Source organism: Amycolatopsis sp. NPDC004772, from assembly GCF_053601215.1.
On the sequence record NZ_JBSGBK010000057.1, the window covers coordinates 1 to 13,033 of the forward strand.

The following is a 13,033-nucleotide window of genomic DNA, read 5'->3' on the forward strand; positions in this document are numbered from 1 at the left end:
GCCGCGAAGCGCACGGTGTCGCTGGACGCGCGCGGGCTGGCCGAGGAGTTCTTCGACGACGACCAGTTCGCCAACGTCCTGCAGCTCGGCGCGGCACCCCAGCGGGTCCGGCACCCGCGTCACGCGGACCCCCGGCGCGTCGGCGGGCACGACCACGCACCCGGCCTGGCCGTTCAGCTTCCCGATCACGACCAGCAGGTCGGCGTAGGCCCCGACGGTGACCCACACCTTCGCGCCGTCGACGACCACCTCGTCGCCCTCGACCGTCAGCGTCGTCTCCATCGCGGCGAGGTCGCTGCCGGCCCCGGGTTCGCTGAACGCCACGCCGGCGAGCGCACCCCCGGTGAGCGCGGTCAGGTGGGCGGCGCGCTGGCGGGCGGTGCCCAGCCGCTGCACCGCCCAGGCCGCCATGCCCTGCGACGTCAGCACGCTGCGCAGCGAACCGCAGAGCGTCCCCACGTGCGCGGTCAGTTCGCCGTTGTCCACACTGGACAGTCCGAGGCCGCCGTGGTCCGGGGCCACCTGCGCGCACAGGACGCCCTTGACGCCGAGCTCGCGCAGCACCGGCCGGGGCAGTTCCCCGGCGAGGTCCCAGCCCGCGGCGGCGTCCGCGGCGAGCCCGGTGGCGAGGGCGGCCGCCTCGGTGTGCGGCTCAGCCATCGGCGGTCTCCCGCAGCCGCAGCACCAGCGCGGTCATCGCGGTCACCGTGCGGAAGTGGTCCAGCTTGAGGTCGGGGCCGCCGATCGACAGGCCGAACGCGCTCTCCAGGTGCACCACCAGTTCCATGGCGAACATCGACGAGACGAGCCCGGAGGCGAACAGGTCGAGACCGGGGTCGACGGCCTGTTTCGTGCGCTGCTCCAGGAAGGCCAGCAGATCCGCCCGGACCGCGTCCGCGGTGACCGGCTCCCGGTTGGTCGTTGTGCTCACAGCTCTCCTCGGGGTCAGTGTCGGTGGAAGCCCTGGCCGGTCTTGCGGCCGAAGTCGCCGTCGGCGACCTTGCGCAGCAGCAGCGCGCACGGTTCGTAGCCCGCGTCGCCGGTGCGTTCGTGCAGCACGCGCAGCGAGTCGACGACGTTGTCCAGGCCGATCAGGTCGGCGGTGGCCAGCGGCCCGGTGGTGTGCCCGAGGCAGCCGGTGAACGCCGCGTCGACCGCCTCGGGGCTCGCGATGCCCTCCTCGACGATCCGCGCGGCTTCGTTGATCGTCCGCTGCAGGATCCGGTTGATGACGAAGCCGGGCCCGTCGCCGACGACGACGGGTTCCCGGCCGAGCCGGTCCAGCAGGGCGGTGGCGGCGGCCATCGCCGTATCGGTGCTGCGCGGCCCGCGGATCAGCTCGACCGCGCGGATCAGGTAGGGCGGGTTCATGAAGTGGATGCCGACGAGCCGCCCGGGGTGGGTGACCGAGGCCGCGAGCTCGTCGATCGGGATGGCGGAGGTGTTGGAGACGAGCAGCGCCCCCGCCCGCACGACGGCCGACACCTCGGCGAGCACCTTCGCCTTCAGCTCGGGCCGCTCGGTGATCGACTCGATCACGACGTCGGCCTCCGCGACCGCGGCGATGCTGTCCGCGGGGGTGATCTTTCCGGCCTTCACGTCACCGGGCAGCTTCCCCATCAGCTGGGCCAGCCGCAGCTGCCCGCGCACGTCGGCCTCGACGGCCGCGACGCGCGCCGGATCGACGTCGACCACCGTCACCGGCAGGCCGTGGCCCACCGCCAGCGTCGCGATCGCCGTGCCCATGACCCCGGCGCCGAGCACCGCCAGCCGTTCGCCGCTCACTTGCCCTCCTTCGCCAGTTCCGGCAGCAGCTCGCCGAACGCTTCGTCGTGCGCGGCCAGGAAAGCCAGGCCTCGGCGCAGCTGCGCGCCGTCGATGGCCGAGCTGAGACCCCGCCGCCGCAACCACGGCTGCCAGGCGCGCACCTGTACCGCGTCCTCGGCCAGCTCGTGGCCCTCCAGCTCGTACAGCGCGACCGCCGACAGCACGCGGCTGTCGCGGGCCAGCGCCTCCTTGGCCACCATCGCCCGCCAGTCCGGCAACGGCATCGGGTCGGTCTCCAGCCCGGTGGCCGCCAGCAGGCCGAACAGGTCCCGGGTGCCGATCGAGCGCTCGTCGGCCAGGTGGTAGACCCGGCCCGCCGAGGCCGGACTCGGCGCCAGCTCGGCGATCGCGCGCGCGATGACGTCGACCGGGGCGACCGGCTCGGCGCGGTCGTCCAGCGGGTGGGTGCCGGTGGCCAGGCCGCTGGCGAGCATCAGCCACACCAGGTCCCGCGTGTTGCACGCGCCCGTGTCGCCGGCCGCCATGATCAGGCCCGGCCGGAACACCCGCGCCCGGATGCCGTCCTCCTCGGCCCGCTCCAGCAGCCGCTCGCCGACCCACTTGCTGATCCCGTAGCCGCCGAGGTCCGGGTGCAGCGGCTGGCGCCGCGTCTCCAGCCGGGTGCCGTCCGTCCCGCTCGCCGGCGCGGTCGCGGCCAGCGTCGAGACCAGGCTGAAGTCGCGGATGCCGTGGCGGCGCACCCAGCTCAGCAGGTCCACCAGCGGCAGGACGTTGTCCTCGCGCAGCACCCGGTACGGCTCGGTGAACACCACCCGGGCCGCGCAGTGCACGACGTGCCCGATCCGGTCCGGCAGCACCCCACCGGCCAGCTCGTCCGCGGTCTCGCCGAATGTGCGCAGGTCCGCGGGCACGGCGACGGCGCGGTCCGGATCGGGCGCGGGCAGCGCCACCGCGGCGGCCGCGTCCCGCAGCCGGGCCGCCGCCTCCGCCGGGTCGGCGGCCCGCACCAGGCAGTACACCCGGCCCGGCGTCGCCTTCAGCAGCTCGTGCAGCAGGAACGCGCCGAGGTAGCCGGTGGCGCCGGTGAGCAGGACGTCCCGGCCCGGCGCCCGCCGCCGCGACATCGGGGCGAGCGGCAGCTTCAGGTCGGCGTCGACCAGTGCGCCGTGGTCGTCCACTTCGGACGGTTCGGCGGTGCCGTCCGCCAGCTGCGCGCGCACGATCCCCGCCAGCCGCCGCACGGTGGCCCGGCTGCCGCCCGCGCGGTGGACGTTGACCAGCACCCCGTGCCGCTGCTGCAGCCGCAGCGCCATCTGCACCGACAGCAGCGACGTCCCGCCCAGCGCGCCGAACTCCTCGTCGACGCCGACGGTCTCGCGCTCGAACAGCTCGCCCCACAGGGCGGCGATGTCGTCCTCCAGCGATCCCGTCGCCGCCGCCGGCGGTTCGGCCGGGCGGGCGGGCGCGAACACGTCCAGCCGGTCCAGCGGCCAGAACCGCTTGCGCTGGAAGGGGTACGTCGGCAGCGGGACCCGGCGCCCGGTCCCGCCCGCGGCGGCCGCCCAGTCGACGTCGACGCCGTTCAGCCACGCCGTGGTCAGCAGCTCGTCGAGCTCGCCCGGGTCGTCGGCGAAGATCCGGTGGATCCCGTCCGCCGCTCCGGGGTCCACAGTGGACACGGTGGTGTCCGGCGGGAGGGCGGCGAGCAGGCCGGCGGGCGGCTGCGTCCCGACGACGACCGCGCGACGCGGCCCCGGGCGGGCGGTGGCGGCCAGCGGGGGCCGGGGCAGCCGCAAGGCCGCGGCGAGCCGGCCGGGCGAGGCCGTCACGACCCGCCGTTCGCCGAACGCGGCCCGGCCGACCCGCAGCGTGTGCGCGATGTCGCCGATCGGGGCGCCGGGCGTGTCGAGCTCGTCGGCGAGCTGCCGCGACAACGCGTCCAGCTCGGCCCGCGTCCGCGCCGAAAGCACGAGCCGGACCGTGTCGCCCGCCTCCGCCGCAGGACGTGCCGGTTCCGGCGGCGCGGCGAGCACCGCGACCGCGTTGGTCCCGCCCACGCCCATCGAGTTCACCAGGACGTGCCGGTCGGCGGCCGGATCGGCGACGCGCTCGGTCGGCACGTGGAACGGGCTCGCGGCCAGCTCGGCCGGGTCCCGCGGGGAGTCGAACGCCGGGTGCGGCGGCAGGACACCGGTGCGGGCGACGTGCACGGCCTTGATGAACCCGGCGATGCCCGCCGCCGGGCCGAGGTGCCCGATGTTCGCCATCACCGAACCCAGCCCGCAGTAGCCGGTGTCCGCGGTGCTCAGCCGGAATGCCTTGGCCAGCGCCAGCAGCTCGACGTGGTCCCCCAGCGGGGTGCCGGTGCCGTGCGCCTCCACGTAGCGGACGAGCCCGGCCGGGACGCCGGACACGCGCAGGGCGGCCGCCACGACGTCCGCGACGCCGTCCAGGTTGGGCGCGACGTACCCGAGGCGGTCGCCGCCGTCGTTGCCGACCGCGGTGCCGCGCAGCACCGCCAGCACGGGATCGCCGTCGGCGAGCGCGTCGGCCAGCCGCCGCAGGACGACCACGCCGACGCCCGAGCCGTACGTCGTCCCGCTCGACTTCGCGTCGAAGGACCGCACGTACCCGTCTTCCGACACCCACCCGCCCGGGGCCGGCTGGTAGCCGAGCAGCGGGTCGAGCACCGTCGCCCCGCCCGCGAGCACCAGGTCGCTCTCGCCGGACAGCAGGCTGAGCGTGCCGTAGTGCACCGCCGTCAGCGACGACGAGCACCCGGTCTGCACGCTCACCGAAGGCCCGCGCAGGCCCAGTTTGTAGGCAGCGCGGGAGGTCATGAAGTCCGCCTGGCCGCCCAAGGTCAGGTCCAGGTCGCCGACCGCGGCGGCGAGGCCTTCGTCGCGGACGCGCGCCGCGAACACCGCGGCCGAGTAGTTGCCGGCCGCGCTGCTGGCGAAGACCCCGGTGACCGGGCCGTCCGGGCGCGGCGGGTGTCCCGCCGACTCCAGGGCTTCCCAGCAGGCTTCGAGGAAGATCCGCTGCTGCGGGTCGATGGCGTCGACCTCACGGGCCTTGTAGCCGAAGAACTCGGCGGCGAAGTCGGCCACGCCCGGCAGCGACGCGCCGACCCGGACGAACCCGGGCGCTTCGAGGGCCGCCTCGGAGTGCCCGGCCGCGCGCAGCTGTTCGTCGCTCAGCTCGCGCATCGACACGACCCCGCGCTCGATGTTGCGCCAGTACTGCGCGGGCGTCCAGGCATCGGGGAACCGACAGCCGACGCCGATGACGGCGATGTCGGTGCTGTTGCCGGCGCTCCGCGCCGGGCCGGGGGCTCCGCCACCCGGACCCCCCGAAGGGATATCGGTCGGAGAGCTCATGCCCGCCCACCGGCTCGGCCGAGCAGCGCACCGCGCGCGGCCGGGCCCGCCGGGGCGGCCACCCGGTCTTCGGCGCCGGCGAGGAACGCCGCCTGCGCGCGGATCGTCGAGTGCCGGAACAGGTCCGACACCCGCAGCTGCCGGTCGGTCAGCTCGCGCAGGTCCTCCCAGAGCATCACGAGCAGCAGCGACGAGCCGCCCGCGTCGAGGAAGTTGCGGTCGAGCGGCAGCGCCGCCGGGTCGGCGAGGTCGAGGATCTCCGCCCACACCGCGCGGACCCGCTCCTCGAGTTCCGTGCCGGTTCCTTCGCTGGTCGTCACTTTTCCTCCAGTGGCCGGGCCGACGGACCGGTGCTGAGGTCCCCGGCGGCGGTGACTATCGCGGCGAGCAGGGTTTCGGCCGTGCCGCGGTCGAACAGGGCGGTCAGCCCGGCGAGCTCGAAGGCCAGGTCACCCGCGTCGTCGACGACGGTGAGCTCGAGCTCGTACTTGATGTGCAGGGGGGCCAGGGGCCGCAGCCGGCCGGGCGGCGGGGTGTCGCGCACGGTCAGGTACACCGGAGTGACCGGCGGCCGGCTGGTGTCGCGGGCGGGGTCCAGCGCGGCCGCGACGGCGTCGAAGCGCGCCAGCGACGTGCCGAACGCGGCCTGGCCCGCCGCGCGGACGCGGCCCAGGAGCTCGGTCCACGACGGGTCGTCCCGCAGGTCGACGCGCAGCAGCAGGGTGTCGACGAACATCCCGACCACCTCCTCGTCGCGGGCCGAGCGGGTCGACCACGGGAAGGCGAGAAGGAAGTCGCGCTGGGAGCCGGTGCGGGCGAGGGTGACGCCGAGCAGGGCCGCGCCGAGCAGGAACGGCGTGCACCCGGCGGCGGTCGCGGCCGCGCGCAGGGCGGCGGACCGCTCGGGACCGAGCGACGCGCGCACCACGAGCGCTTCGGTGCTCTGCTCGGGTGGCCGGGGCCGGTCGTGGGGCAGCTCGACGTCCACCGGTGCCCCGGCCAGCCGCGCGATGACGGCCTCGGTGTCCTGGTCGGCTCCCGCTTCCTCGGCGGGCGAGGGCGGGGTGGCCGGGGCGAGCGGCTCGCCGCGGCCCAGCGCGGCGATCTGCCGCAGCACCAGGTCCATCGACGGCCCGTCGCAGGCGATGTGGTGGGCCACGACGACCAGCAGCACGCCGTCGCGGTGGCGGACGACCTCGGCCCGCGCGAGCGGTCCCGCGGCGAGGTCGAACCCGCGCCAGCAGGCCTCGGCGAGGTGGGCCGCCAGCCGGGCCGCGTCCCACGCCCGCGCGTCGGTCACGGTCACCGGCGGCACCGCGTCACCGGCGCGGACCACGACCCGGCGGCGCTTGCGGTCCAGCCGGAAGGCCGAGCGGAACGCGTCGTGGTGGGCCAGCACCTCGGCGGTGTCGTCCCGCAGCCGATCCGGGTCGGTGCCCGCGGGCAGCTCGAGGACGGCGGGCACGACGTAGGCCTGCCGCAGCCACGGCAGCCGGTCCATGGACCAGAACCGCTGCTGCGCCGCGGTCGCCGGACGCTCCGGCCCGGGCTCGGCCGGCGCCGCCCCCGCCGCGGCGGGGGCCGGTTCGGCGAGCAGGGCCGCCAGCCCGGCCACCGTCGGGTCGGCCAGGAACCGCCGGGCGGACAGGGCCACGCCGGTCTCGTCCTCGATCCGGCGGAGCATGCGCACGACGAGCAGCGAATGCCCGCCCAGGGCGAAGAAGTCCGCCCGGGGCCCGAGCTGCCCCGGTTCCGTCCCCAGCTCGCCCAGCGCGGCGGCGAACAGCTCTGCGGCGCGGTGGTGCGTGCCGGACAACGCCGTGGTGGCAGGCGCTTCCGCCCGCACGGGCTCTTCGGCGGGCGGCTCGGCGGCGAACCGCGAGAGGTCGGCGGCGGGGTCGGCGAGGACCAGCGCCAGGATGTCCACATAGGACTCCAGCAACGCGGCCGCGACCTCGGCGGGGTACCGGCCGGTGTCGTGCTCCAGGCTCACCCGGGCCTCGTCGCCCCTCGGCTCGACGGTGAGCAGGAGGTCGAACTTGGCCGTGCCGGTCGGCAGGATCTCCGGCTGGCCCCAGCGCACCGGGACGTCCGCGGCGGGCCGGGGGAAGTTCTGCAGCGCGAAGGCGACGTCGACGAGCTCGGTCCGGGCGGCCGCGGTGAGCCGGTCGAACGGGATGCGCTGGTGGGTCAGCGCCCGGTAGGCCTCGCCGCGCACCCGGCGGCACAGCTCGGTGAAGCCGGCGCCGTCCGGCACGGCGCACCGCAGCGGCACCGTGTTGACGAAGAACCCCACCAGGTCTTCGACCTCGACCGAGCCGCGGTTGGCGGTGATCGCGGCGGCCAGGAACTCCGTGCGCGCCGAGCGCAGCCGCAGCAGCAACTGGAAGGCGGAGAACAGGACGACGAAGGGCGTCAACCGGTGGGCTCGCGCATAGTCCGCCACCGACTGCCACAGCGGCGCGGGCAGAACGGCGACCTGCTCGGCACCGTCGCGGACCACCCGGCGGCCGGGCTCCTTCGGCAGCGCCCCGGCGAGGGTCAGCCCGGCCGGCACCCCGGCCAGTTCGGCCAGCCGCAGCCGGATCCGGTCCGCGGTTTCGGCCGAGCCGGCGTCCGCGGCGTCGCGGCGGGCGAACTCGGCGTACTGCTCGGCGAGCCCGGGCAGCCGCACCGGCCGGCCGTGCACGGCGGCGTCGTAGGCCAGCGCGAGATCGGTGCCGAGCCGGCCGAGCGACCAGCCGTCGAAGGCGATGTGGTGCAGCACCAGCAGTACCGCGTCCTCGGCGCCGCGGAAGACGGTGGCGCGCAGGACCGGGCCCGCGGCCAGGTCGAACGGCAGGGCGACCCGGTGTGAAGCGCTTTCGCGGGCGTCTTCGGTCGCGACGACCTCGACGTCGACCGGGGCCGCCGGGACGACCTGCTGCACGGGGTCGCCGTCCCGCAGGAGGTACCGGGTGCGCAGCACCTCGTGCCGCCGGACGACCTCGGTGAGCGCGGCCCGCAGCGCGGGCACGTCCACCCGGCCGTGCCACCGCAGGAAGACGGGGACGTTGTAGGTGGCCGCGCCGGGGGCGGCCTGGTCCACCAGCCACAGGCGGCGCTGGGCCGCCGACAGCGGCGCCTCCCCCGGGCCGGGACCGCCGGGCGGCCGATCGGCCGAAGCAATCGGCGAGGACGTCGGAAATCGACCTTGTTCGCGAATTTCGCGCAACTTTCACACCCCCTGCCGACCACCATAGGCAACCTTTTCGTAGATCATCATGTGATCTGGGTCACCACCCACCTTCGTTGGCGATTCCCTGATCATTTCGCTCACTCCCGAAGCCGATCGGGTATCGTGCCGGACGGACGTGATCGAATTGACCGGGCCTCGCCGATTAATCGGAATTCCCGGCAGGTGAACAAAGGACGAACATGCGCACCGAGCTCAGCAACCCGGCGACCGCCCCCGCCCCGGCCGGCCCCTACTCCCAGGTGGCCCGGCTGGACTTCGGCGACGGCGCGCTCCTCATCCTCTCCGGCCAGGTCGCCCTCGACGACGACAACGCCGCGATCGTCGGCGAGGGTGACGTCGCGGTGCAGGCCGAACGGACCCTGGAGGTGATCGGGGCGATCCTGAAGGCGCACGGCGCCGGGTTCGCCGACGTCGTCAACATCCGGACCTACCTCACCGACATGGCCGACCGGGCGGCGTACGCGCAGGTGCGCGGGCGGTACTTCACCGGCGACCTGCCGACCAGCACCACCGTCGCCGTGGCCGCCCTGTTCCGGCCCGAGGCGTTGATCGAGATCGAGGTCACCGCGGTCGTCCGGGGCCGCTGACCCGCGTCCACACAGGGGGAAAAGTGCAGCTCAACCGCTTTGTCACCGCCGAATTCCAGGCCGTCGCGGAACGCCTGCGGGTGCCGGAGATGGGCACCGAGGTGATCGCCCGGCTGCTGGCCGACCTCGTCTGCCTGCACCGGCCGAGCCGGGTGCTCGAGGTCGGGATGGGGTACACGACCCCGTTCCTGGCCGCGGCCCTGGCCGACGTGCGGGACCAGGTGGCCGCCGAGTCGGCGGCGCTCGCCGAGAAGACCAGCCGCCACCTCGCCGACCACGACGAGCTCGACGACACCTGGCTCAACGCCGCGCCGGCCCTGGTCACCCCGGAGTTCCACCTCCGGCCGTACCGGCCGTCCCTGGTCGCCGTCGACGACCTGTCGATCCCCGAGTCCTCGGCCGAACGGGTGCTCGGCGCGCTCCGGGAACTGCGGCTGGACGACCTGGTGACGGTCGTCAACGCCGATATCCGCGACTGCGCCGACCAGCTGCCCGAGGAGTTCGCACCGATCGACTTCGCGTGGGTCGACGCCTGGGAGTGCCTGTACTTTTTCGACAATTTCTGGGAACGCATCAACCCGGACGGCGGAATCGTCCTGATGCATTATCTGCTGACTTATCCGGAGGGTGAGGCCATTGTCCGGTACATCGGCGAGTTCGCCCGCACGAATCCGGGCGAGCTGGAAGTCGTCAACCTCCTCGAATCGCAGAAACTGACCCAGAACAGCCTGACGATGATCCGCCGCACCGGCGGAACCCGAAAGCGCCGCTACGGCGGCCCGGGCGGCCGGGTGCGCTACTCACCGGAACTGCACGCGGCCGCCGAGGCCCACCGGGACGCCGCCCGGCCGTGATCACCCCGCCCCGGCCGCCGGATCACGGCGGCCGGGACGGGGCCGTTCATGGGTGTTGCAGCTCGCGAACCCGCGTGACGAGCTCGCCGAACGACTCCGCCAGCAGGACATCCGCCGGTTCCAGCACGATCCCGAGGCCGCTGCGCACCCGGGAGGCCACCTGCATGGCCAGGATGGAATTCCCGCCCAGGTCGAGGAAGTTCGCGTCGGGCGGAGTGCCGGTCACGCCCAGCACCTCACACCACGCCCGCTCCAGCACATCCCCGGCCGGTTCACCGGACGCCCGCGGCGGCTCGCCACCCACCGGCTCGGCAACCGGCTCGCCGGACGGCCGCGGCGGCGCGACACCCACCGACCCTGCAGTCGATTCACCGAACGGCCGCAGCGGCTCGCCAGGCGGCCGATCCAGCACGCCACCCACCGACCCCGCAACCTGCCCGGGCGACCCGACCGGCGAGCCGGGCGGCCGCTCCAGCGACGCGAGCAGGGCCGCGCGGTCGGCTTTCCCGGTCGCTCCCAGCGGAACCTCGTCGAGCACGATCCACCGGGCGGGCACCATATAAGCCGGGAGCACCCGCTCGAGCGCGGCCGACAGCTCCGCCGAACCGAAGCCACCGCCCGCCGTCGGCAGGACGAACCCTGCCAGCCACGCCGACGGCCCGGCTCCGACCTTCTCCACGAACGCCGCCGCCACCCCGTCGACAGCCGTCGCGGCCTTTTCGATCTCCTCCAGCTCGATCCGGTACCCGCGCAGCTTCACCTGGCGGTCGCGCCGCCCGACCAGCTCCAGCGCGCCGCCGGGCACTTCGCGCACCAGGTCTCCGGTGCGGTAGCTCGACGCGCCCGTCTCGTCCGGCATGAACCGTTCCGCGGTCAAGTCCGGCCGCCCCAGGTAGCCGAGCGCGACGCCGGCGCCGCCGACGAGCAGTTCGCCGATCTCCCCCGGTTCGACCGGCTCGCCATCTTCGCCGACGACCGCGAGGGTGGTTTCCTGCAGCGCGAACCCGATCGGGATGCGGTCCAATCCGGCCAGAGAATCCGTTGTGCAGTCGAAGAAGGTGGCGAAGGTCGTCGTCTCGGTCGGGCCGTAGCCGTTGACCAGCCGGCCGGGCGCGCCGTGGGCAAGCACCTCGCGCACCGCGCCGAGGTCGAGCTGTTCGCCGCCGACCACCAGCGTGTCCAGGAACCCGAAGGCGGCGGGGTGTTCCCGCGCCGCCGCGTGGAACAACGACGTCGTCAGGAAAGCCGCCGACACCCGGGCGTCCCGGGCCAGCCGCGCCCACTCCGGCGGCGGCAGCTCGGCCACGGTCGGCAGCACGACCACAGTGGCGCCGTTGCCGAGGGTGTTCCACAGCTCGAACGTGGTCGCGTCGAAGGCCGGGTTGGCCGTGTTCGCGACGCGATCGCCGGGGCCGAGGGTGCAGAACCGCGCCCCGGTCGCCAGCCGGCGGACGGCGCGGTGCGGGACCAGCACCCCCTTGGGCGTCCCGGTGGACCCGGACGTGGAACAGACGTAGGCGACGTCTTCCCCGGTCAGCTCGACTTCCGGCGCCTCCGGGCCACTACCGGCGTCCGGGACCGGCAGCGACGGCCGGTCCGCGGCGGGCGGGCCGGCCACGACCCGCGCGCCGGCGTCCCCGAGGATCGCCGCGACCCGGCCGGGCGGGGCCTGGGGGTCGACCGGCAGGTACGCGGCGCCGGCCCGGAGGATGCCGAGCACAGCCACCACGAACTCCGGGGACCGCGGCACGGTGACACCGACGACGTCGCCGCGCCCGGCACCGGCGGCCGCCAGCTCACCGGCGAACCGGCCCGAACGCCGCCACAGCTCGGAGTAGGTCAGGCTCGCGCCGGTGCGCGCGTCGGCGACCGCTTCGGCCTCCGGCGTGCGGCGCACCCACTGCCCGACGAGCGCCGGTACCGTTCCGGCTTGCTCCACTGTCGCTCCTCCCACCCCGGGGAACGGGATCAGCTCCGGATGCCGCGCTGGTGAAGGGAAAGCGCCACGCGAGCCGAGCGTCCGTGCGCGCTTGCGGCAGACCGCGGGCGCGACCCTGCGCCGACGGCGCCGGGCACCGTGCCTGCGATTCCCCCGAGCGAGCCCCCAGAAGTTCCCCGGCACCAACGGTCGACTCCGATGCCAGTTGGGGAAAACCATACCGAGCACCGAAGGGATGCCAACCCGCCAATCAGGTGACGGGTCACGGTAGTGTCACGCACCCGCGGTCACGGTCCACATCGGACGATCAAGAGTGACTGCGGCGAAAAGGAATGCGCGTTCGACGACGTGGTGAGCGTCGGCCGGCGAGGCGAATCGCCGCCGCAGCGCCCGGGCAGTCGTTGCCGGCATCGCACGCGCCGCGGACGCGCCCCGGGTGTGGCACTCAGTGCCACATTCGGTCAGGAAGCGGGCCTCCCGCCACCGAGGGCGGCCCGGACCTCGGCGAGCACCTGCTGCAGCGGAGTCGCCGTGGTCATCACGGCGACCACCGTGGCGACGTCGCCGCCCGCGGCGCCGGTCCGCGCCCGGAAGGCGTCGGCGACCAGCGCGAACGCGTCGGCCGCGTCGGCCTGGATGTCACCCTTCCCGCCACTGCGCAGCCAGCGCCGGAGGACGTGGTTGTTGGCGGCGGCGATCGCCGCGGCGAGCACGGCCGCGCGCAGGCTGGCCGCCTCGTCGCCCTGGTCCTCGAAGCGCGCCTGCAGGTACCGCGTGAGCACGCGCTGGTAGCGATCGACCGTCGAGACCTCTTTGTCGCGCAGGGAAGGCACGGCGCGGGTCAAGGCGAAGCGCTTGAGCGAGACGTCGAGGTCGTCGGCGTAGGCGTCCAGGACCAGCCCGACCGCGGCGCACGCCACTTCCACCGGATCGCGCCCCGGGTCCGCGGCCGCGAACACCTCTTCCATCTCGGCCACGATCTCGTCGTGGTTGGCGAAGAGCACGTCGTCCTTGGTTTCGAAGTACCGGAAGAACGTCCGGCGCCCGATGCCGGCCGCGGCCGCGATGTCGTCCACCGTGGTGGCCTCGTAGCCGTTCGCCGCGAACAGGTCCACGGCCGCGGCGGCGAGCGCGCGCCGCAGCCGCCGCCGGCCCGCGGGGGTGGCGCCGGCCCTGGTCGCGGGCGCGCGGTGCGGTGCATCGGTCATGACGGGAAAGTAGCAGCCCGGCTTGCTAGTGGCACTCAG

Annotated in this window: 9 protein-coding genes and 1 pseudogene; 2 read left to right on the top strand and 8 right to left on the bottom strand. The window is 74.6% G+C overall.

Annotated elements, in window-relative coordinates; all coding sequences use genetic code 11:
* Positions 1–147: 147 nt before the first annotated feature.
* The 6 genes and pseudogenes from ACWEF6_RS28565 to ACWEF6_RS28590 all read right to left on the bottom strand — a co-directional run.
* Positions 148–660 (bottom strand): annotated as a pseudogene (locus ACWEF6_RS28565) (acyl-CoA dehydrogenase family protein); the annotation flags it as partial.
* Positions 653–931, bottom strand: a complete 279-nt coding sequence (locus ACWEF6_RS28570; RefSeq protein WP_449685759.1) for an acyl carrier protein — start codon at positions 929–931, stop codon at positions 653–655. The pseudogene ACWEF6_RS28565 and the gene ACWEF6_RS28570, both read right to left, overlap by 8 nt.
* 14 nt (positions 932–945) lie before the next feature.
* Complete coding sequence (locus ACWEF6_RS28575) at positions 946–1,785, bottom strand: 3-hydroxyacyl-CoA dehydrogenase family protein (protein ID WP_449685760.1); 840 nt, start codon at positions 1,783–1,785, stop codon at positions 946–948.
* Positions 1,782–5,168, bottom strand: coding sequence for a thioester reductase domain-containing protein (locus ACWEF6_RS28580; protein ID WP_449685761.1), 3,387 nt, complete (start codon positions 5,166–5,168; stop codon positions 1,782–1,784). Before ACWEF6_RS28580 ends, ACWEF6_RS28575 begins: the two co-directional genes overlap by 4 nt.
* Positions 5,165–5,488, bottom strand: coding sequence for an acyl carrier protein (locus tag ACWEF6_RS28585; RefSeq protein WP_176177228.1), 324 nt, complete (start codon positions 5,486–5,488; stop codon positions 5,165–5,167). The genes ACWEF6_RS28580 and ACWEF6_RS28585 overlap by 4 nt, the downstream gene beginning before the upstream one ends.
* Positions 5,485–8,382 carry a condensation domain-containing protein gene (locus ACWEF6_RS28590; RefSeq protein WP_449685762.1) on the bottom strand — a complete coding sequence of 966 codons (2,898 nt, stop codon included), beginning with the start codon at positions 8,380–8,382 and terminating at the stop codon, positions 5,485–5,487. Before ACWEF6_RS28590 ends, ACWEF6_RS28585 begins: the two co-directional genes overlap by 4 nt.
* Before the next feature lie 203 nt (positions 8,383–8,585).
* Between ACWEF6_RS28590 and ACWEF6_RS28595 the strand changes: the two genes are divergently transcribed.
* Both ACWEF6_RS28595 and ACWEF6_RS28600 read left to right on the top strand, forming a co-directional pair.
* On the top strand, positions 8,586–8,993 hold the full coding sequence (locus ACWEF6_RS28595; protein WP_449685763.1) for a RidA family protein: 408 nt from the start codon (positions 8,586–8,588) through the stop codon (positions 8,991–8,993).
* Between the two features lie 23 nt (positions 8,994–9,016).
* Positions 9,017–9,847, top strand: a complete 831-nt coding sequence (locus tag ACWEF6_RS28600; protein ID WP_449685764.1) for a class I SAM-dependent methyltransferase — start codon at positions 9,017–9,019, stop codon at positions 9,845–9,847.
* A gap of 46 nt (positions 9,848–9,893) precedes the next feature.
* Here ACWEF6_RS28600 and ACWEF6_RS28605 read toward each other — a convergent pair whose 3' ends face one another.
* Entirely contained in the window at positions 9,894–11,786 is a 1,893-nt protein-coding gene (locus ACWEF6_RS28605; RefSeq protein ID WP_449685765.1) for a non-ribosomal peptide synthetase, read from the bottom strand.
* A gap of 461 nt (positions 11,787–12,247) precedes the next feature.
* Positions 12,248–12,994, bottom strand: a complete 747-nt coding sequence (locus ACWEF6_RS28610) for a TetR family transcriptional regulator (protein WP_449685766.1) — start codon at positions 12,992–12,994, stop codon at positions 12,248–12,250.
* Between the last annotated feature and the right edge of the window lie 39 nt (positions 12,995–13,033).

Excerpts from the sequence above, each read along its gene's own strand:
- ACWEF6_RS28580 (WP_449685761.1), bottom strand. The coding sequence starts at position 5,168 with ATGAGCTCTCCGACCGATATCCCTTCGGGGGGTCCGGGTGGCGGAGCC.
- ACWEF6_RS28610 (WP_449685766.1), bottom strand. The coding sequence starts at position 12,994 with ATGACCGATGCACCGCACCGCGCGCCCGCGACCAGGGCCGGCGCCACC.
- ACWEF6_RS28595 (WP_449685763.1), top strand. The coding sequence starts at position 8,586 with ATGCGCACCGAGCTCAGCAACCCGGCGACCGCCCCCGCCCCGGCCGGC.